Consider the following 17,433-nt stretch of genomic DNA (forward strand, 5'->3'; position numbering starts at 1 on the left):
CTGCCGGCAGCCATCGCGGTGCAAGCCGGCGCTGCCGCGCCCCCGCATCACCTGCGCCCTGCGCACGAATCGCCACCCAATCCATGAGCAAGCAAGACGCCGCACCCAAGGCCGAAGGCCACGTCACCAACTTTCTGCGCAACATCATCGATACCGATCTGGCGGCGCAGCGCTTTGCCGCGCGCCGCTGGGCCGGCACGCCGGGCGACGGCAGTCATCACGCGCTGGCGCCGGTCGATGCGCAGCGCATCCGCACCCGGTTTCCGCCGGAGCCGAACGGCTATCTGCATGTGGGCCATGCCAAGAGCATCTGCCTGAACTTTGGCCTGGCGCGCGACTACGCCGGCCAGTGCCACATGCGCTTCGACGACACCAACCCGGTCAAGGAAGACCAGGAGTACGTCGACACCATCCTCGACACCGTGCACTGGATGGGCTTCGGCTATCACGAGGAAGGCCCGGCCGGCGCGCACGACAACCAGTTCTACGCGAGCGACTACTTCGACGACCTGTACCGGTTTGCCGAGTACCTGATCGAGACCGGCCACGCCTATGTGGACCAGCAGAGCGCCGAGGAAATGCGCGCCAGCCGCGGCAACCTGACCGAGCGCGGCAGCGACAGCCCCTGGCGCAGTCGGCCGGCCGAGGAATCGCTGCGCCTGTTCCGCGAGATGCGCGCCGGCAAGCATGCCGAGGGCAGCATGATCCTGCGGGCGAAGATCGACATGGCCTCGCCCAACATGAACCTGCGCGATCCGGCGCTGTACCGCATCCGCTTTGCCGACCATCACCGCACCGGCAGCAAGTGGTGCATCTATCCGATGTACGACTTCACGCATGCGGTGTCGGACGCGCTGGAAAACATCACCCACTCGATCTGCACGCTCGAATTCCAGGATCACCGGCCGCTGTACGACTGGGCGGTGGAGCGCATCGTGCCGGTGCTGCGCGAGCCGCAATGGCTGGCCGGGCTGGAGCTGCTGGCCGGCGTGCGCAACGGCGGCATCGACGGCCAGCGCGACTTCGCGAAGCGCTGCTTCAAGCTGCGCTACAAGCTCGCGCCGCATGGCCCCGAGGCCGAACTGCGCGCCCTGCTCGACGGCTGGAAGGACGACGACGCGCGGCTCGATGCCGAGCTGCCGGTCTTCTTCGAGCTGCTGTGCGGGCCGCACGCGCACCAGTTCACGCCGCTGCTCGCGCATGCGCTGGAGCCGCTCAAGGCCGACGTGTTCCAGCTGCCGCGCCAGTACGAATTCGCGCGCCTCAACCTCACCTACGTCATCACCAGCAAGCGCAAGTTGCTGCAACTGGTGCAGGAAGGCCATGTGGACGGCTGGGACGATCCGCGCATGCCGACCATCGTGGGCCTGCGCCGGCGCGGCTATACGCCGGCGAGCCTGCAACTGTTTGCCGAGCGCATCGGCGTGAGCAAGAGCGACGGCTGGATCGACTACGCCACGCTGGAGCAATCGCTGCGCGACGACCTCGACCCGAAGGCGCCGCGCACCGTGGCCGTGCTCGATCCGGTCAAGCTCGTGCTCACCAACTGGGATGCGGGCACGTTCGACGACTGCACCGCGCCGGTCCATCCGCATCACGCGGAGCTTGGGCAGCGCAGCTTTCCGATCGGCCGCGAGCTGTGGATCGAGCGCGAGGACTTTGCCGAAGTGCCGACCAAGGGCTTCTTCCGGCTGTTTCCGGGCAACAAGGTGCGGCTCAAGTACGGCTACATCGTCGAATGCACCGGCTGCAGCAAGGATGCCGACGGCCGCGTGATCGAGGTGCAGGCGACGGTCATCGCCGATACCAAGAGCGGCACGCCGGGCGCCGACAGCGTGAAGGTGAAGGGCAACATCACCTGGGTGAGCGCGGCGCATGCGGTCGCGGCCGAGTTCCGGCTCTACGACCGGCTGTTCGCCGACGCCCAGCCCGATGCCGGCGGCAAGAACTTCCTCGATGCGCTCAATCCGGCGTCGAAGCAGGTGGTGCAGGGCTATCTGGAGCCGGGCACGCTGGCCGCGCCGGGCGCGCGCTGGCAGGTCGAGCGCTTTGGCTATTTCGTGGCCGACGCGAAGGATTCGACGGTGGAACGGCCGGTGCTCAACCGCATCACCACGCTGAAGGATTCGTGGGGCAAGTGATCGTCGGAGTCGACGCGCCATGTCCAACCGTCCGCTCGTCGCCGCGCTGCTGATCTCGACCGCCTGCGTCTTCGGCACGCTGGTCGTGCTCGACGGGCGGATGGCGCGGCCCGCGGCCGAGAACCGCGCAGTGACGCCGGTCGACCAGCCCGGGCCGGTTGTCGCCGCGCCGCCGCAAGCGCTCGCGCCCCAACCGGCGCCGACGCCGCCACGACCGGGCGGCGAGGTCTGGCGCTGCACCGGGGCCGGCGGCGCCATCAGCTATTCCGACCGCCCTTGCGCGGGCGGCGATTCGCGCAGCGTCGATACCCGCGATGCCCTGCGCGGCTGGGACGGCAGTCGCGAGCTGGAACTGGCGCAGCGCCGTGCTGCGGCGCCAGCGGCTCCGCGTTACGTACCGATCCCGGCCTCGGCCGAAGCCCCGGCCGACGACGACCACCTGGCTTGCGCCGACATCGCCGCCGCCATTGCGGCCTACAACGTCGACGCGCGCCAGCCTCGGTCAGGCCAGCGCCAGGACCAGATCCGCGCAGCACTGACCGCATTGCGCGACCAGCGCAGCCAGCTCGGCTGCCGCACGCTCGACTGAGGCGCAGCGGCACCATCCGCCGCGCCCGAGGATGAAGCGCTCATGGGCCAAACGCGCCCACCGCAATTGGCGTGAAACTCACGGCCCGGCTTCGACCGGGCCGTTTCTCTTGGCGTGGCGACTTGTTTCACCGCGCCCTGTGAGTGCTCGCAACCACACTTCGGGGCGATCCCGCCAGTTCCCGCCCCTCGCCCATCATGTCCAGACGTCTGCTCGTTGCCGGAGTCCTGTTTTCAACCAACTGCATCGTCGGCAGCCTTGCAGTACTGGGCCGCAGCGAGCGCCTGCCAAACCCGGTCAATCGGGATTCGATCGTCACGGCGCCGGCAGTCGAAAGCGAGCCCGCCGATGCACCGATGCCGGCTGCGCGGCCGGCATCCCGCGACGCGCCGCCATCCCGACCCAGAAGTTCGATCTGGCGCTGCACCGATGCGCATGGCAGCACCAGCTATTCCAACTTTCCCTGCGCCAACGGCAAGTCGCGCTCGGTCGATGTGCGCGATCCGCTGCGCGGCTGGGACGGCGCGCGCGATCTGGCCGAAGCCCAGCGCAAGGGCGGCGGGTTGCCGAGCGCGGGCGCCAGAACCGCGCCCGACATCGCCGCACGGCGCATCGACGCCGCCGTCGAGGGCGGCAGCCGCTGACGCCTCTGCTGCCACCCCGCTGTCAGCAGTACCCGCGCATCGTCCGGGCTCCCAACCCATCTCAAGCGAGACCGACATGAGCGACGACAACGTCATCCACTGGTTCGAAATCCCCGTCACCGACCTCGACCGCGCCATCGGCTTTTACGAGGCGGTGTTCGGCACCCGGTTGCAGCGCGAACGCATGGGCGGCTTCGAGCTGGCCGTGTTTCCGCACGGCAGCGGCGTGGGCGGCGCGCTGGCCTGCGGGCCGCAGTTCACGCCGTCGGCGCACGGCGTGCTGCCGTATCTGGCCGTGACCGAGGTCGGCGTGGCGCTCGACCGGGCCGTGTCGCGCGGCGCGACCGTGCTGATGCCGCGCACCGAGCTGCCGGGCAGCATCGGCACGATCGCGGTGTTCAGCGACAGCGAGGGCAATTCCATCGGCATTCACGCGGCGCCGGCCGCCGCCTGAGCCCGTGCGCCGCGCCGACCGCCTGTTCCGCATCGTCCAGACGCTGCGCGGCCGGCGCCTGACCACTGCCGCCCAGCTCGCCGAGACGCTCGGCATCTCGGTGCGCACCGTGTACCGCGATGTGCGCGACCTGTCGCTGTCCGGCGTGCCGATCGAGGGCGAAGCCGGCGTCGGCTACCGGCTGCGCGCCGGCTTCGACCTGCCGCCACTCATGTTCGACGCCGCCGAGCTGGAGGCGCTGGCGCTCGGCGCGCGCATGGTCGAGGCCTGGGCCGGCCACGGTCTGGCCGACGCGGCGCGGCGCGCGCTCGACAAGATCGGCGCCGCCGTGCCGGCCGAACGCCGCCCCGCGCTGGAGCTGCGCGCGCTCGGCGCGCCCGATTTCTTCATCGACCCGGCCTGGCGCCCGCGCTTCGACCTGTGCAAGCAGGCCATCGACGCGCGCCGCGTGCTGGCCTTCGACTACCGCGACCGCAACGGCGCCGCCAGCCGGCGCGAGGTCTGGCCGCTCGGCCTGCATTTCTGGGGCAGCGAAGCCGGCACGCCGCGCTGGACGCTCGCCGCCTGGTGCGAGCTGCGCGGCGGTTTCCGCACCTTTCGCGTCGATGCGCTCGCCGGCCTCACCGCCACCGAGCGCCGCTTTCCCGACCAGGCCGGCCGCCGGCTGCGCGACTATCTGCGCTCGGTCACCGCCGAGCCCGGCAACGCCGGCTGAGACCGCCGGCGCGCTTGACTTCGAGCGCACTCCAACCCGCACAGTCGGCCCGCGATGAAGCCCCACAGCATTTCCGCCACCGCCGCCCTCACTGGCCTGAGCGCCCACACCCTGCGCTATTACGAGCGCATCGGTCTGATCGACCCGGTCGCGCAGGCCGGCGGCGCGCGGCGCTACAGCGCGGCCGATCTGGCCTGGATCGGCTTTCTCCAGCGGCTGCGTGCCACCGGCATGCCGATCCGCGAGATGCAGCGTTATGCGGGGCTGCGTCGCGCCGGCGATTCGACGCTGGAAGAACGCAGCGCGCTGCTGGCCGACCATCTGGCCCGCATGCGCGAGGCGCGCGCCAGCCTCGATCGCAACATCGATGCGCTTGAGGAGAAACTGAATGTCTACGCCCACCAGCTCGCCCGACGCGGCTGACCGCCACGCCCGTGGCCTGAACACGCTCGACGCCGTCACCGCCAATGCCGGCAACGCCGTCGTCGCCAGCCTGCGCGACCTGGCGCCCGAACTGGCCGATTTCATCGTCGACTTTGCCTACGGCGAAGTGATCTCGCGCCCGGGCATCGACCTGCGCACGCGCCAGCTCACGACCGTGGCCGCGCTCGCCGCGATGGGCCATCCGCAACTGCAGCTCGGCGTGCACATCCAGGGCGCGCTCAATGTCGGCGCCACCAAGGCCGAGGTGATCGAGGTGCTGTTGCAGATCGCCGTGTATGCCGGCTTTCCGGCGGCGATCAACGCGATCAACACCGCGCGCCGCGCATTCGCCGAGTTCGACGCGCGCGGCTGAGGCGCATCAGCGCCGCGTGGCGGCGTCGAGCTTGTCGATGGCGGCCTCGTCGACGGCCAGCTGGGCATCGGCCAGATCGTCTGGGTCGGTATCCGGATCGGGCAGGCCGGCGGCGGCTTCCATGTCGTCGAGCGAGTTCTCGGGCTGGGTCTGGTCGAGCAGGCTGTCGATTTCGCGGTCGGACGCGATGTCCGCGCCCAGCTCGTCCATCGGGTCGCGGCCGACCGAGCCGCGTTCGCCGGTGCCGTGGCGGTCGGTGTCCGAATCGAGATTGGAGTCGCCGAGTGCCGCGCCAGCGCCGACCACATCGCTGCCCGAGTCTGAGCTGTCGCTCGGGCCGAGCGCCCCGGTGCCGTGGCCGGGCGGAACGGCATCCCGGCCGGGGATTTGAATCAGACTGCTGTCGGTCATGGCGCGCTCCTTCGTCGATGCGAAGGCCCAGCCTCGGCCGACAGCGGCCGCCGGTCAGTCGGCGGTTGCAGACGCTTGCCCGGCTTGCGTCTGGAAGCGTCTGGCGCGGCTTACTGCATTTCGCCCGACGCCTTCTTGGCATCGGCGATCAGGCTTTCGAACACCACGTCGGGCTCGCCGCCGTCCATGCGGTGCACGCCGTACCAGGCAACGATCAGGCTGTTGACATTGCCTTCATGCGCGAACACCGCGTCGGCATCCACGCCCGTGGCCACGCAGACGGCGCGCACGGCTTCGAGGTCGAAGCTCACTTCGCCGGTCTCGGCGTTCTTGGTCAGCTTGAGGTCGGCGAAGGTCATGCCCTCGGGCACGATCACGCGGATCTTGTTGGACGGCTGTTCCTGTTCCTGGGCTTGCTCGGTCATGGCGTATCTCGTTGTGATGAGGCCGCGCAGCGAAGCTGACGCTGGCAGGGCGGAGCGGACGGGATGCGCGGCCGGGTTGTCGGCAAGCCGACATTCGCCGGCTGCGTGCGGGGGCGATGCAAATGTCGAACCCGGTGCGCCGGCCGGTCAGGCGCGGCGCACCGGCGCGGTCGCCTGACGGCGCGGCGGCTCAGGCCGCGTCCCACTGCTCGCTGCTGAGCGCCTCGGCCACGGCTTGGGCGCGTGCCTCCAGCAGACGCTGCGCCACATCGTCGGCCGACAGCCCGGGATGGCTGGCGGCAAAGCGCGCGGCATCGATGGACGCCGCCGCCCGCATCGCGCGCCGGAACTTGTCGGCCTTGCCATAGGGCTTGAGTTCCTGGCCCGGATAGGCGTGGAAGTCGCAGGTGGCGATCAGCAGCAGCCGCTCGAAGCGCTCGGGGCGCTCCAGCCCTTCGAGCCGGGTGATGAGCATGGTGATGGCGCCGGCACGCATGTCGACCGCACGGTGGATGCGGTCGCATTCGGCGACGGTGAGCAGGGCCAGATCGCGCGTCTCGGCATCGAGCCCGAAGCGGTCGCAGATGGCCTCGGCCAGCGGCGCGCCACGGCGCTCGTGATGCAGATGGCCCGGCAGAAATTCCTTCGGCGAGCCGGCCTTGCCGAGCTTGTGCAGCAGCGCGGCCCAGCGCACCGGCAGCGCTGCCTTGCGGCGCGCCACCTCGTCGAGCATGCGCAGCTGGTGATGACCGACATCGACCGTCTCGGGCTCGTCGGCGCTTTGCGGAATGCCGAACAGCGCATCGAGTTCGGGCAGCACGCGCGCGAGCACGCCCGAATCGCGCAGCTGCTCGAAGCCCGGCGACGGCAAATCGGTCATCAGCAATTGCGACAGCAGACTGCCGAGCTGGCCCGGCTGGGCGTCGCGGAATTGATCGATCATCGGGAGGAGTGCGGCGACAAAGCCGACATGGGTGGCAGGGAGTGGCGCGATCGATGCCAGAGCCGTGCCAGTCGCCCTGCCCGCCCGCCATCGCTACCGGAGACCGCCATGAATTCGCCCAACCCGTCACGCCAGATCGAAGTGCAGGTCGTGCATCGCCCGGAAGCCGGCCGCTTCGAGGCCAGCGTGGACGGCCTGCGCTGCGTGGCCGATTACCGGCTCGACGGCAAGCGCATGCTCATGCATCACACCGGCGTGCCGCCGGCGCTCGAAGGCCGGGGCATTGCGGCGCAACTGGTGGCCGCCGCCTTCGACCATGCCGCCCGCGCGGGGCTGACGATCGTGCCGCTGTGCAGCTATGTGGCGCTGTGGGCGCGGCGCCATCCGGCGCAGGCGGCGCCGGTGCTGGCGCGCGACTGAGCCGGGCGACCGAAGCGAGCGCCGCCGGTTGCGCGCCCGCGCCGCGCGCCGCCGGCCGGCACCGGAACGCCGGCACCGGCCGCGCCCCGGGGCACTTACTTCGCTTCGAGCGCCTTCTTCAGCGCGGCGAGCCCGCCCTGGTAGATGCCGGTCACCGCCTTGATCGCCGCCTCGTCGTTCTGGTCGGCCGGCGGATCGTTGTTGAGATAGGCGCGGTAGAAGGCGCCGCGCCATTCCACCGTGCTGGCGCCGGCGCCGGCCGGGCTCACCGCGATGGTCGAGCTGTAGTTGTTGACCGGCACCGGGCCCGGATCCTTCATGCGGTAGCCGTACTTGCGGTCGGCATCCGAATAGGTTTCGAGCGATTCGACGATCTCGCCGCCGCCCTTGAGCTTGATGTTGCGCACCGAGCCGACCTTGTTGCCGTCGGTCGCGGTGGTGCTTTCCACCGCCGGATGCCAGCCCAGATCGCTGAATTCCTTGATGCGCTTCCAGACCACGTCGGCCGGAGCCTGGATGGTGATGGTCTCGGTGACCTTCTGGCGCGTGGGACCGTGGGCCTGGGCAGTGCCGGCGATGCAGACGCCGGCAAGCGCGAGCGCCGCGCTGAATGAAACGCGCATGAGCGTTGTCTCCTCTGTTTGTTCTGATGGCTGGATGGATGGCGAGCCGCGGCGGACCGGGCTCGCGGGGCAATGTGCCACAGGCGCGCGATGCGGCAGCGCAGCAGAAGCGGCCGGCTGCCGCGGCGCGCAATGCGATCAGCGCGTGCTGAGCATCTGGCCGAAGCCGCGCGGATTGCGCCCGAGCGCCACGCTGGCCAGCCGCGCGCCGCTGGCCGGGTCGAGCAGCAGCGCCTCGTCGTTCATCCAGCTCACCACCAGCAGCCGGTCACCGGCCAGGGCGATGCCCTCGGGATAGTCGGCGGCGCGCTCGAAGGTCGCGGCCAGGCGCGCGCCGCCGGCAGCGTCGAACTCGAGCAGCGAGACCGACTCGCCATGCTGGTTGGTGATCCAGGCGCGCCGGCCGTCGGCCGAAAAGCTGGCGCCGTAGGGCGCGAGGCCGACCGGCACGGTGGCCGCGACGCGCCCGCTAGCCAGATCGACCACGCTCACATCGTTGCTGACCACGTTGAGCGCGAGCAGCCGCCGGCCGTCCGGCGCCACGGCGAGCGCGAACGGATGCGCGCCGACGCGGATGCGCGATCTGACCGCCAGCGTGGCGGCATCGACGACCGCCACGCAGTCGTCGTCGCGCTCGGCCACGTAGACGGTGGCGCTGTCGGGCGCGACCGCAATGCCGGCCGGCGCACGGCCGAGCGGCACTGCGCCGGTCACGCGTGCGCCGGCGGCGTCGATCGCCACCAGCCGGTTTCCGTACCAGGCCGCCACATACACGCGCCGGCCGTCGGGCGCGGCGGCGATGCCGACCGGCCCGTCAGGCACGGCCACCGTCGCCACGACCGCCCGCGTGTCCAGGCTCAGCACCGACACCGAGCCGCCGTCGGCATTGCTCACAAAGACCCGGCCCGCCGCATCGCTGGCCGCCACGCCCGCCGGCGAATGGCCGACCGGCACCGTCGCCACCACGCCGGCCGTGGCGATGTCGACCACGCTCACCGTGTCCGAGCCCTGGTTGGTGATCCAGGCAAATGGCGCCGCACTGACCGGCAGCGCCGCCATTGCCGCCGCCAGCGCCAGCGTCGCCAGCCCGTTGCGCAGCGCGCGCGTCGCCGCCGACCCGTTGCGCATTCCGCTCGTCATCGCCCGCCGCGCCTGTCCGCCGCGCATCCCGCTTGCCATTCCCTGCTCCCGCAAACCGCATGCGTCCGAGCTTGCCCCAGCCCGACCCGGCGTCGGCAGCGGTGACAACCCGCCCGCAGCAACACTTCCGGCTGCAAACGCGCAACCCGCAGCACGCCCGGCTTGGCGACAATCGCGGGTTCCGTCGAACACCTTTTCATCTGTACCGAGGCCAACGATGTGCCAGCTGCTGGCCATGAACTGCAACGTCCCGACCGACATCGTCTTCAGCTTCACCGGCTTCGCCACCCGCTCCTGCGAGCATGCCGACGGCTTCGGCGTGGCCTTCTTCGAGGGGCGCGGCGTGCGCAGCTTTGTCGATGCCCGGCGCGCCGTCGATTCGCCGGTGGCCGATCTCATCAAGCACTACCCGATCCGCAGCACCAATGTGCTGGCCCACATCCGCAAGGCCACGGTGGGCCGCGTGGCGCTGGAGAACACCCATCCTTTCACGCGCGAGCTCTGGGGGCGTTACTGGGTGTTTGCGCACAACGGCAATCTGGTCGACTACCGGCCGGCGCTGCATGCGGCCTTCCAGCCGGTCGGCGATACCGACAGCGAGCGCGCCTTCTGCTGGCTGATGCAGGAGCTGGCCAAGGAGCACGCCAGCGTGCCCGAGCCGCTGGAGCTGGCCGCCACGCTGGCCGAGCTGCTGCCCAGCATCACCGCGCACGGCAATTTCAACTTTGTATTGAGCAATGGCGTGGCGCTGTGGGCGCACTGCTCGACCCAGCTGCACTACATCGAGCGGCACCAGCCGTTCGCGGCGGCGCGCTTGCAGGACGAGGATGTGCGCATCAACTTTGCGCAGCATGCCGACCGCGACGACCGGGTGGCGGTGATCGCCACCGAGCCGCTCACCGCCGACGAGACCTGGACCGCCTTTGGCGCCGGCCAGATCAAGGTGTTCGTCGACGGCAGCGCGCTGCTCTGAGCGCGCCGCGCCGGCTCAGCCGGCCACGCGGCCGGGCGCGAAGCGGCTGTGCGTCATCTGCACCCGGTCCTGCGAAGCGATGAGCCCGGCCAGCGACAGCAGCATGCAGCGCACATCGGCGCGCCGGCGCGCATCCACGTCGAACACCGGCACGGTGAGCCCGTAGCTGGTCACCAGACCGCGATAGGCGTCGATGGCATTGGGATCGGCGCCGAGCCGGGTCACGCCCACCACCATCGAGCCCCGGGTGCGCGACAGCAGCGCATGGAAGGCATCCATGTAGGCCGCCAGATCGTCGAGCGGCGCCGGCTCCTCATGGTTGAGCAGCAGCACCAGCCCGAGCGCGCCGACCGACAGCACATCCCACATGAAGTCGAAGCGGCGCTGGCCCGGCGCGCCATACAGATGGATCGCGTACTGGGCATCGAGCTGCAGCACGCCGTAGTCCATCGCCACCGTGGTGCTGGCCTTCATGAAGCGCAGCTCGTCGGTGGGCGCCACATCGGTGCCGACCACCGGAATGTCGGACACGGCGGCGATCGCCGTGGTCTTGCCGGCGCCCGGCGGGCCGGCGAACAGGATCTTGAGATTGACGCGTTCGGCGTCGGCGCTGGCCGAACCCATTACAGCGCCCGCAGCCGCGCAAACAGCGACGACACCCAGCGCCGGCCGGTCGGCGCCGGCGCCGCGCCGGCCACCGGCTCGTTCGCCGCGTCTTCCTCGGGCGCGCTGGTCTGGCCGCCAGCGGCCTTGGGCGCGGCGCGCGGCGTGTCGCCACGCTCGGCCTCGCCACGCCAGCCGGCCGGCTCGCTGCCCGCCACCGCCACCGGCTGACGCCGGTTGATGACCTCGACCAGTCCGGCCGCCAGCCCCGCCGCATAGATGCGGAACAGATGGCCGAGCTCGACGCCGGTGATGCTGCGCGCCAGCGCGATCGAGGTGGGATGGCGCGTGAGCAGCGCCAGCACGCGCACGCATTCCTCGTCGTGCGGCAGATGGCTGAGCGTGGGCCAGTCGGTGAAGCGCACGACATCGAAGCGGGTGCAGCCGACCGCCGGCCGGCCGGCCGAGCCGAGATAGCCGGCACGCCAGCGCAACTCGCTCCAGGGCCGCGGACGCGCCATCGGCAGGTTGGGCTCGCGCTCGAAGCTGATGAAGATGTCCTCGGCCCGGGCGACGCAGAACAGATCGACATCGATGCCGCCCAGGTCGCACAGCCGGCGCACCGGATCGACCGCCATGCCCGGGCCGCGCCCGTTGCGCAGCACCAGTCGCGCCGGCAGGCCGGCCCGGCTCACCTGATCGAGCACGCCGAGCAGGGAGTCGGCGAAGTCGAACTCTGCAGCCGGCAGCGTCGCAGAGACGAGCCGCGTGGAAACGTCGTGATTGAGGATCATTTTCTTTGCCTTTCCTGTCAGCCGCTGAATTGCGGCCGTGCGTCACGCGACAACGCCTCCTGCGGGCAAGTGCCATACCCGTTCGCGAGCCATCGTTCCGCGCTCGTGACCTGCTTAACGCGCGCTTGTAGGACATTCGGCAATGCGGGCCCGTATTGCCAACTTTTTTGCATTGCCGGAACAGCGCAACCGGCCTTCATCAGAAACTCCGCGTGCCCGCTGCGCAAGCGGAATCGAACAATTGCGAACGACATTGTCGCAAACCGCACGGATTTGGCGCGCCAATCCTTCGCAAGCAACTCGGAAATTCAAATACGCCGGCGGCGATTCGGTCGGCAGGCGGCCGGAATTGGGCCGCACCCGCCCGTCAACCGGGCGATATGCAAGGCAGCCCCTAACGCTCGATGCCGGCGGCAATTCCGCGCGTCGATTGCATCTTCCGCAACTTTGGAATGCGGATGAATTGAATCGATATTGCAAGGCGGAATGCCGGGAAATTGCCGCGCGCCTGCCAGATGAAATGGCGGCGCGAATGAACGGAATACGGCCGGGCTCACCGATCTAGGGGACAAGCCGCGACCGGCACCTCGTCCAGTGAGAAATTCACCGGATCGAGGGACGGAAATTTCCCGGGTTGCATCGACACGCTGACCGTGTCCGGTACCGAATACCGGCTGCTGACAAGTGCGCAGGATGGACAAGTCTGCCCTCCTGGCAGGCGTCGATTTGCTGCGAACCGGGCCGATCTCCGGGCCAGCTGCGACCTTCTGTGCCCAGCGTCGAGCTGGATTGTGGAGTGGACACTTCGCTGCGACAGCGTGCGATTCCGATCGTCAAGCGCGCCTTTGGCTTATTCAACGCACTGCAACACACCGTGTCGACTCACGGAAAATCACGCATTTTTGTGCAGAAATTCACCTAGTCATTCCGCAAGGGCTGGCGTGCCCGGGAACAACGCCCGGGTTGCATCCGAGCAATCTTGTCGGAATGACGCAATCCCGTGCGCACCGGCCAAGCAGCGGAGGACGGCCCGGTTCGGGTCCGGCGAACGCTGTCACCCCGGGATTGCAGCAGGCGGGAAAGACTGAATACCCAGATCGCGACAGCGCAATCCGGCAGTCCCGCGATACAGAATCGGGACGCGATTTCACGAAAGCCGGTCGACCGAAGTGCAGATGCGCAATACGAAATTGAGCCCATCTGCCGCATTCGATCGGCGGAAAACGACGCGGCAATCTCATTCACATCCGGCAGCCGCCGTCATTTCATCGACCGGAGCCGATCGACAATTGGACGGCCGCAGCCCGGCAATATCGCCAGGCGATGGTGCGGCCCGTAGCGAATCGAATGCGCAGAGAATTGAAGCGGCATTTGCGCGCCCGGAACGACCGGGCCGGCAGCGGTCGACGGCACCGGCCAGCGCCTGCCGCAGGCCCGCGCCGGCGACGCCCGGAACGCTGGACGCCCGGGCGCCGCGCGGTCGACGCACCGGTGCCGGGCGCGCCTCAGAACTCGGCGTCGAGGTCGATTTCGACCTGGCCGTCGACCACCCGCAGCGGGTACTCGTCGAGCTTGCAGCCCTCGGGATCGAGGCCCTTGCCGTTGCGGCCATCGAACACCCAGCCGTGCACGGTGCAGATGAGGATGCGGCCGTTGAAGTCGGAGTTGTTGACCAGCGACTGCTTGTCGTGCGGGCAGACCGCCTTGTAGGCGCGCGGTTCGCCGCCGTCGGGCCACATCACGATGATTTCGCGCCCGTCGAGCTGGAACGGCACGGTCTCACCCTCGCCGAGGTAACGCTGCTTGCAAAGCGTCTGGAATGCCATTGATTTTTCTCCGTGTTTGCGCCCGCGGCGTCGTGCGCCGCGGGCGCCGTCACGCAAGCGTCATGCCGTCGGGAATCCGACGTATGCGGGCAAGCCCGGATGGGCGCAGCCAGCCATGCCGCAAGAACCCACTGCCCGCGTTCGCCCGGCCGTGCCAAATTCCGGCCCATGGACGACCCCATTCAACGCGCGCAAGCGCTGCTCGCCTCGGCCGACGGCCTGCTCGTGACGGCCGGCGCCGGCATCGGCGTGGACAGCGGCCTGCCCGACTTCCGTGGCGACGAAGGCTTCTGGCGCGCCTATCCGGCGCTGGCGGCCGAGGGCACGCCGTTCTGGCGCATCGCCTCGCCCGACAGCTTCCGGCGCCGACCGGAGCGCGGCTGGGGCTTCTACGGCCACCGGCTGGCGCTCTACCGGCGCACCGTGCCGCATGCGGGCTTTGCGCTGTTGCAGGCGCTCGGCGCGCGGCTGCCGCGCGGGCTGTTCGTGTTCACCAGCAATGTCGACGGCCAGTTCCAGCGCGCCGGCTTCGATGCCGAACGCATCGTCGAATGCCACGGCTCGATCCATCACCTGCAATGCCTGCGGCCCTGCGGCAGCGCGATCTGGCCGGCCGACGACTTCGCGCCCGTCACCGACGATGCCCATTGCCTGCTGCTCAACCCGGCGCCGCGCTGCCCGCGTTGCGGCGGCCTGGCGCGGCCCAACATCCTCATGTTCGGCGACGACGGCTGGATCGCCGACCGCAGCACGGCCCAGCGCTCGCGGCTGCTGCGCTGGCTCGCCGGCACCCGCCGGCCGGTGGTGATCGAGCTTGGCGCCGGCACCGCCATCCCGTCGGTGCGGCTGCTCGGCGAGCAGGTGGCGCGCGACGGCCTCGGACTGGTGCGCATCAATCCGCGCGAGCCGGCGGTGCAGCATCCGGCCGATGTGGCCATCGCGGCCGGCGCGCTCGCCGCCTTGACGGCGCTGGCGCCACCGCCCGCCGATCGCGCCAGCGCCGCGAACCCGCCCTGACCTTCCACCGCCGAGCCACGCCATGAGACCGCCGCCCGACCGCATCGAAACCGCGCGCGCCACGCTGCGCAAGCCGCGCCCCGGCGATGCCGCCTCCGCCTTCGCCCAGTGGGCCGGCGATCCCGAGGTGTTCCGCTACCTGGGCAACCGCGCTCACGAAACCGTCGAGCAGACCCGTCAGCAGCTCGACTGGGACCAGGCGCGCTGGTTCAAGAAGATCGCCTTCGTCTGGCTCATCGTGCCGCGCGGCGAGACCGACAACGTCGGGATGATCGAGCTGATGCCCGATCCGCATCCCAACGACCATCGCGCCCGGCTCGGCTTTGCGCTGGCGCGCGAGCGCTGGGGCCAGGGCCTGATGAGCGAGGCCGCCGGCGAGGTGGTGCGCATCGCGCTGGAAAGCTGCGGCCTGTGGCGCATCGACGCCGTCTGCGATGTGGACAACCCCGGCTCGGCACGCGTGATGGAAAAGATCGGCATGCGGCCGGAAGGCCGATTGGCGCGCTATATCGTCCATCCCAATGCCGGCGCCGAACCGCGCGACGTGCTGCTTTATGCGCGCAGTTTCGATCATTGCCTGCCACACGATTGAACCGGCGCGCGCACGACTGGAATTGCCAGCCGGCCCACCGGCCCGATTGCGCGACGCCAATACCGCTTTCAATTTCCCCGCATGGATAAGCATGGCCGACCGGGCCAATTAGACCAAACTTGCGAATTGGTTCACACAACTCCTAGATTGCAATCGTGTCGCGGCAAGTCCGCCGCGCGCATCTTCAAGGAGAAGTCATGCAAATCCAATCGCGCGTCTTGATTGCCCTGACCATTGCCACCTCGCTCGCTTCGGCACCGGTGATGGCCGCCAGCCAATCGGCCGACACTCAAATGCCGGTCGCCGCGCAATTCCAGCCGATTTCGGCCAGCGATCTGCTTTCCGAAAAGCCGATCACCTACTCGGGCGAGCCGGTCGCGCTCGCCGTCCCGCCCGGCCAGACCGCGCTGTGGTCCACGCTCTGCGGTCTGGTGGTGTGGGCCGGCACCCTGGGCACGGGCACCGCCTTTGCCTATCGCGCCTGCTATTCCTGAGCCGGCGCCCGCTCGCCGTAGGAGCGCCGGTACATCAGATCGAGATGCTCGCCGGCGCTGCGCGGCGCGAATCGCGGCGCCGCACCATTGCGGGCAAATGCCGGCAGGCATTCGACCCGGGCGTGATAGTCGAGGTCCATGAAGAATGGCGCCGAATAACGGTGCAAATGCGGCGAGCGATTGCGCACTCGATGCGGATTGGAGTGATAGGCGCCATCGGTCCATATCGGCATCATGTCGCCGATATTCACCACAAAGGCATTCGGCAGCGGATCGGCATAAAGCCATTCGCCATCGGCAGCCTGCACTTCGAGACCGCCGGTTTCATCCTGCATCAATAGCGTGATCGCGCCCCAATCGGTATGTGCGCCGCAGCCAATGCGGTTGTCGATCACCGCCTCGGGCTGCGGCGGATAATGAATCAGCCGCAGCGTCGCCATCGGCTGTTGCAGCATCGGCTCGAAATGATCCTCGGGCAATCGGGCCGCATGGGCGAATATGGCCATCAGCGTGCGGCAAATGGCAGCGGCCTCGGCGAAATAGCTTTCGCAGAATTGGCGAAAACCCGGCAATGCGGCCGGCTCGGGCCAGCGGCTCGGGCCGTAGTTGGGCAGACCGGCCAGCACATACGGATGGTCGGCCGGCGTGGCCTGGCCGATCAGCAGCGATTCCTTCAGGTCGGGCGGCGCGTCGAAGTCGAGCGATTGCAGGCCCATCGGCTCGTAGCCGCGCCGGTTGGCGCCCAGCGTCAGCGCGCGCTTGGCGGCATCGGGCAGGGCAAAGAAGCGCTCGGCCTCGGCGAGCACGCCGCGCATGCGCGCCGGCGCCATGCCGTGGCCGGTGAGGTAGAAAAAGCCGATCTCGCGGCAGATGCGGTCGAATTCGCGCGCCACGCCGGGCTTGTCGCTGCCGTCGCGCCAGCGCGCGATGTCGAGCACCGGCGCGAGCGCGCGTTGCGGCGGGAGGTACTGGACCATGGCGCGCTCAGGGCCTGGGCAGCGCGCCCACGTACTTGAGCGTGTAGGCCTTGCGGTAATCAGTGCGCGCGTCGAGCAGATGGGTGGCGACCATCACGTCGTAGGTCTGCTTCCAGCGCGCGTCGGTCATGGCGCCGACGCCCAGCGTGCCGGCATCGCCGCCGGTGACCAGGCCGTACTCCTTCATCTTGGCGATGCCGTAGGCGATCTGGTCGTCGGTCATCTTGGGGTTGTCCTTCTTGATGAGCGCATTGCCGGCGGCCGGATCCTTGAAGTAGCTGATCCAGCCCTCGGCCGAGGCCTTGACGAAGCGCGCCAGCGCATCGCCCTTCTTGTCGAGCGTGGCCTGCATGGCGACCAGCGTGGTGGCATAGGGCGGATAGCCGGCGTCGGCCAGCAGCAGGATCGCGGGCTTCACGCCGCCCTGCTCGATCGCATAGGGCTCGCTGGTCACATAGCCCTGCACGGCGCTGTTCTTGTCCACCAGAAACGGCGCGACGCTGAAGGCATAGGGGCGCTTCTGCGCGTCGGTATAGCCGTACATGGTCTTGAGCCAGGGCCAGAAGCTGGTCTCGGAGCCGCTGGCGATGAACAGGGTGCGGGTCTTGAGATCGGACCAGCCCTTCACGTCCGGATGCGCCATCAGCGCCTGCGGGTCCTTCTGGAAATAGGCCGCGAGCGTGGTGACCGGCACGCCCGACTCGACCGCCTTGAGGGTCTGGAAGTCGTAGCCCATCCACAGGTCGAACAGCCCGCCGGCATCTACAAGAAGTACGACCTCGACGTGACCATCAAGATGGGCGGGCCGCAGGTCAACGGCATCCAGTCGCTCGCCGGCGGGCTGTTCGACCTGTGG

23 protein-coding genes and 1 pseudogene are annotated in these 17,433 nt (G+C 69.2%); 14 read left to right on the forward strand and 10 right to left on the reverse strand.

Annotated features, from left to right (window positions below; all coding sequences use genetic code 11):
- The first annotated feature begins 83 nt into the window (after positions 1 to 83).
- From B9P64_RS14610 to B9P64_RS14640, 7 genes are all read left to right on the forward strand, one after another.
- The gene (locus B9P64_RS14610) at positions 84 to 2,141 is read left to right on the forward strand and encodes a glutamine--tRNA ligase (RefSeq protein ID WP_085316851.1); all 2,058 of its coding nucleotides are present in this window, start codon (positions 84 to 86) and stop codon (positions 2,139 to 2,141) included.
- A gap of 19 nt (positions 2,142 to 2,160) precedes the next feature.
- Positions 2,161 to 2,730 carry a hypothetical protein gene (locus B9P64_RS14615; RefSeq protein ID WP_085316852.1) on the forward strand — a complete coding sequence of 190 codons (570 nt, stop codon included), beginning with the start codon at positions 2,161 to 2,163 and terminating at the stop codon, positions 2,728 to 2,730.
- 197 nt (positions 2,731 to 2,927) lie between these two features.
- Positions 2,928 to 3,374 carry a DUF4124 domain-containing protein gene (locus tag B9P64_RS14620; protein ID WP_085316853.1) on the forward strand — a complete coding sequence of 149 codons (447 nt, stop codon included), beginning with the start codon at positions 2,928 to 2,930 and terminating at the stop codon, positions 3,372 to 3,374.
- 76 nt (positions 3,375 to 3,450) lie between these two features.
- Complete coding sequence (locus B9P64_RS14625) at positions 3,451 to 3,828, forward strand: VOC family protein (RefSeq protein WP_085316854.1); 378 nt, start codon at positions 3,451 to 3,453, stop codon at positions 3,826 to 3,828.
- Between the two features lie 4 nt (positions 3,829 to 3,832).
- On the forward strand, positions 3,833 to 4,543 hold the full coding sequence (locus B9P64_RS14630) for a helix-turn-helix transcriptional regulator (RefSeq protein WP_085316855.1): 711 nt from the start codon (positions 3,833 to 3,835) through the stop codon (positions 4,541 to 4,543).
- A gap of 54 nt (positions 4,544 to 4,597) precedes the next feature.
- On the forward strand, positions 4,598 to 4,966 hold the full coding sequence (locus B9P64_RS14635) for a MerR family transcriptional regulator (RefSeq protein WP_085316856.1): 369 nt from the start codon (positions 4,598 to 4,600) through the stop codon (positions 4,964 to 4,966).
- Positions 4,932 to 5,339, forward strand: a complete 408-nt coding sequence (locus B9P64_RS14640) for a carboxymuconolactone decarboxylase family protein (RefSeq protein ID WP_085316857.1) — start codon at positions 4,932 to 4,934, stop codon at positions 5,337 to 5,339. Before B9P64_RS14635 ends, B9P64_RS14640 begins: the two co-directional genes overlap by 35 nt.
- A 6-nt stretch (positions 5,340 to 5,345) precedes the next feature.
- Here B9P64_RS14640 and B9P64_RS14645 read toward each other — a convergent pair whose 3' ends face one another.
- The 3 genes from B9P64_RS14645 to B9P64_RS14655 form a co-directional block, all read right to left on the reverse strand.
- Entirely contained in the window at positions 5,346 to 5,750 is a 405-nt protein-coding gene (locus B9P64_RS14645; protein WP_085316858.1) for a hypothetical protein, read from the reverse strand.
- Between the two features lie 110 nt (positions 5,751 to 5,860).
- Entirely contained in the window at positions 5,861 to 6,175 is a 315-nt protein-coding gene (locus B9P64_RS14650; RefSeq protein WP_085316859.1) for a hypothetical protein, read from the reverse strand.
- 190 nt (positions 6,176 to 6,365) lie between these two features.
- Entirely contained in the window at positions 6,366 to 7,118 is a 753-nt protein-coding gene (locus B9P64_RS14655) for an HD domain-containing protein (protein ID WP_085316860.1), read from the reverse strand.
- Positions 7,119 to 7,226: 108 nt separating this feature from the next.
- Between B9P64_RS14655 and B9P64_RS14660 the strand changes: the two genes are divergently transcribed.
- The gene (locus tag B9P64_RS14660) at positions 7,227 to 7,538 is read left to right on the forward strand and encodes a GNAT family N-acetyltransferase (RefSeq protein WP_085316861.1); all 312 of its coding nucleotides are present in this window, start codon (positions 7,227 to 7,229) and stop codon (positions 7,536 to 7,538) included.
- Positions 7,539 to 7,633: 95 nt separating this feature from the next.
- Here B9P64_RS14660 and B9P64_RS14665 read toward each other — a convergent pair whose 3' ends face one another.
- Positions 7,634 to 8,161: an SRPBCC family protein gene (locus B9P64_RS14665; RefSeq protein ID WP_085316862.1), complete on the reverse strand. Its 528-nt coding sequence runs from the start codon at positions 8,159 to 8,161 to the stop codon at positions 7,634 to 7,636.
- Between the two features lie 138 nt (positions 8,162 to 8,299).
- A complete protein-coding gene (locus B9P64_RS29095) occupies positions 8,300 to 9,289 on the reverse strand; it encodes a YVTN family beta-propeller repeat protein (RefSeq protein ID WP_085316863.1) in 990 nt (329 codons plus the stop codon).
- Positions 9,290 to 9,518: 229 nt separating this feature from the next.
- Between B9P64_RS29095 and B9P64_RS14675 the strand changes: the two genes are divergently transcribed.
- Entirely contained in the window at positions 9,519 to 10,274 is a 756-nt protein-coding gene (locus B9P64_RS14675) for a class II glutamine amidotransferase (RefSeq protein WP_085316864.1), read from the forward strand.
- A gap of 15 nt (positions 10,275 to 10,289) precedes the next feature.
- Here the strand turns inward: B9P64_RS14675 and B9P64_RS14680 are convergent, their stop codons facing one another.
- A complete protein-coding gene (locus tag B9P64_RS14680; protein WP_085316865.1) occupies positions 10,290 to 10,898 on the reverse strand; it encodes a GTP-binding protein in 609 nt (202 codons plus the stop codon).
- Positions 10,898 to 11,671: a hypothetical protein gene (locus tag B9P64_RS14685; RefSeq protein ID WP_085316866.1), complete on the reverse strand. Its 774-nt coding sequence runs from the start codon at positions 11,669 to 11,671 to the stop codon at positions 10,898 to 10,900. Before B9P64_RS14685 ends, B9P64_RS14680 begins: the two co-directional genes overlap by 1 nt.
- Before the next feature lie 142 nt (positions 11,672 to 11,813).
- On the opposite strand from B9P64_RS14685, the gene B9P64_RS24475 reads away from it, so the two are divergent.
- Entirely contained in the window at positions 11,814 to 12,236 is a 423-nt protein-coding gene (locus B9P64_RS24475; RefSeq protein ID WP_139826322.1) for a hypothetical protein, read from the forward strand.
- Between the two features lie 940 nt (positions 12,237 to 13,176).
- Here B9P64_RS24475 and B9P64_RS14690 read toward each other — a convergent pair.
- Positions 13,177 to 13,497: a Rieske 2Fe-2S domain-containing protein gene (locus B9P64_RS14690; RefSeq protein WP_085316867.1), complete on the reverse strand. Its 321-nt coding sequence runs from the start codon at positions 13,495 to 13,497 to the stop codon at positions 13,177 to 13,179.
- 168 nt (positions 13,498 to 13,665) lie between these two features.
- On the opposite strand from B9P64_RS14690, the gene B9P64_RS14695 reads away from it, so the two are divergent.
- From B9P64_RS14695 to B9P64_RS14705, 3 genes are all read left to right on the forward strand, one after another.
- A complete protein-coding gene (locus B9P64_RS14695; protein ID WP_085316868.1) occupies positions 13,666 to 14,514 on the forward strand; it encodes an SIR2 family NAD-dependent protein deacylase in 849 nt (282 codons plus the stop codon).
- Positions 14,515 to 14,536: 22 nt separating this feature from the next.
- The gene (locus tag B9P64_RS14700) at positions 14,537 to 15,106 is read left to right on the forward strand and encodes a GNAT family N-acetyltransferase (protein ID WP_085316869.1); all 570 of its coding nucleotides are present in this window, start codon (positions 14,537 to 14,539) and stop codon (positions 15,104 to 15,106) included.
- Positions 15,107 to 15,303: 197 nt separating this feature from the next.
- Positions 15,304 to 15,600: a hypothetical protein gene (locus B9P64_RS14705; protein WP_085316870.1), complete on the forward strand. Its 297-nt coding sequence runs from the start codon at positions 15,304 to 15,306 to the stop codon at positions 15,598 to 15,600.
- Here B9P64_RS14705 and B9P64_RS14710 read toward each other — a convergent pair.
- Both B9P64_RS14710 and B9P64_RS14715 read right to left on the reverse strand, forming a co-directional pair.
- Positions 15,591 to 16,577: an isopenicillin N synthase family dioxygenase gene (locus B9P64_RS14710; protein ID WP_085316871.1), complete on the reverse strand. Its 987-nt coding sequence runs from the start codon at positions 16,575 to 16,577 to the stop codon at positions 15,591 to 15,593. The genes B9P64_RS14705 and B9P64_RS14710 overlap by 10 nt on opposite strands.
- 7 nt (positions 16,578 to 16,584) lie before the next feature.
- On the reverse strand, positions 16,585 to 17,313 hold the full coding sequence (locus B9P64_RS14715) for an ABC transporter substrate-binding protein (RefSeq protein WP_235840010.1): 729 nt from the start codon (positions 17,311 to 17,313) through the stop codon (positions 16,585 to 16,587).
- A gap of 21 nt (positions 17,314 to 17,334) precedes the next feature.
- Between B9P64_RS14715 and B9P64_RS28105 the strand changes: the two are divergent.
- Positions 17,335 to 17,433, forward strand: a pseudogene (locus tag B9P64_RS28105) (ABC transporter substrate-binding protein); the annotation flags it as partial.

The organism is Derxia lacustris (assembly GCF_002105195.1).
Classification (GTDB): domain Bacteria; phylum Pseudomonadota; class Gammaproteobacteria; order Burkholderiales; family Burkholderiaceae_E; genus Derxia; species Derxia lacustris.

What these genes read in the sequence shown, in the direction of transcription:
- B9P64_RS14610 (WP_085316851.1), top strand. Translation starts at nt 84, where the DNA reads ATGAGCAAGCAAGACGCCGCACCCAAGGCCGAAGGCCACGTCACCAAC.
- B9P64_RS14615 (WP_085316852.1), top strand. Translation starts at nt 2,161, where the DNA reads ATGTCCAACCGTCCGCTCGTCGCCGCGCTGCTGATCTCGACCGCCTGC.
- B9P64_RS14620 (WP_085316853.1), top strand. Translation starts at nt 2,928, where the DNA reads ATGTCCAGACGTCTGCTCGTTGCCGGAGTCCTGTTTTCAACCAACTGC.
- B9P64_RS14625 (WP_085316854.1), top strand. Translation starts at nt 3,451, where the DNA reads ATGAGCGACGACAACGTCATCCACTGGTTCGAAATCCCCGTCACCGAC.
- B9P64_RS14635 (WP_085316856.1), top strand. Translation starts at nt 4,598, where the DNA reads ATGAAGCCCCACAGCATTTCCGCCACCGCCGCCCTCACTGGCCTGAGC.
- B9P64_RS14640 (WP_085316857.1), top strand. Translation starts at nt 4,932, where the DNA reads ATGTCTACGCCCACCAGCTCGCCCGACGCGGCTGACCGCCACGCCCGT.
- B9P64_RS14645 (WP_085316858.1), bottom strand. Translation starts at nt 5,750, where the DNA reads ATGACCGACAGCAGTCTGATTCAAATCCCCGGCCGGGATGCCGTTCCG.
- B9P64_RS14650 (WP_085316859.1), bottom strand. Translation starts at nt 6,175, where the DNA reads ATGACCGAGCAAGCCCAGGAACAGGAACAGCCGTCCAACAAGATCCGC.
- B9P64_RS14655 (WP_085316860.1), bottom strand. Translation starts at nt 7,118, where the DNA reads ATGATCGATCAATTCCGCGACGCCCAGCCGGGCCAGCTCGGCAGTCTG.
- B9P64_RS14660 (WP_085316861.1), top strand. Translation starts at nt 7,227, where the DNA reads ATGAATTCGCCCAACCCGTCACGCCAGATCGAAGTGCAGGTCGTGCAT.
- B9P64_RS14665 (WP_085316862.1), bottom strand. Translation starts at nt 8,161, where the DNA reads ATGCGCGTTTCATTCAGCGCGGCGCTCGCGCTTGCCGGCGTCTGCATC.
- B9P64_RS29095 (WP_085316863.1), bottom strand. Translation starts at nt 9,289, where the DNA reads ATGCGCAACGGGTCGGCGGCGACGCGCGCGCTGCGCAACGGGCTGGCG.
- B9P64_RS14675 (WP_085316864.1), top strand. Translation starts at nt 9,519, where the DNA reads ATGTGCCAGCTGCTGGCCATGAACTGCAACGTCCCGACCGACATCGTC.
- B9P64_RS14680 (WP_085316865.1), bottom strand. Translation starts at nt 10,898, where the DNA reads ATGGGTTCGGCCAGCGCCGACGCCGAACGCGTCAATCTCAAGATCCTG.
- B9P64_RS14685 (WP_085316866.1), bottom strand. Translation starts at nt 11,671, where the DNA reads ATGATCCTCAATCACGACGTTTCCACGCGGCTCGTCTCTGCGACGCTG.
- B9P64_RS24475 (WP_139826322.1), top strand. Translation starts at nt 11,814, where the DNA reads ATGCGGGCCCGTATTGCCAACTTTTTTGCATTGCCGGAACAGCGCAAC.
- B9P64_RS14690 (WP_085316867.1), bottom strand. Translation starts at nt 13,497, where the DNA reads ATGGCATTCCAGACGCTTTGCAAGCAGCGTTACCTCGGCGAGGGTGAG.
- B9P64_RS14695 (WP_085316868.1), top strand. Translation starts at nt 13,666, where the DNA reads ATGGACGACCCCATTCAACGCGCGCAAGCGCTGCTCGCCTCGGCCGAC.
- B9P64_RS14700 (WP_085316869.1), top strand. Translation starts at nt 14,537, where the DNA reads ATGAGACCGCCGCCCGACCGCATCGAAACCGCGCGCGCCACGCTGCGC.
- B9P64_RS14705 (WP_085316870.1), top strand. Translation starts at nt 15,304, where the DNA reads ATGCAAATCCAATCGCGCGTCTTGATTGCCCTGACCATTGCCACCTCG.
- B9P64_RS14710 (WP_085316871.1), bottom strand. Translation starts at nt 16,577, where the DNA reads ATGGTCCAGTACCTCCCGCCGCAACGCGCGCTCGCGCCGGTGCTCGAC.
- B9P64_RS14715 (WP_235840010.1), bottom strand. Translation starts at nt 17,313, where the DNA reads ATGGGCTACGACTTCCAGACCCTCAAGGCGGTCGAGTCGGGCGTGCCG.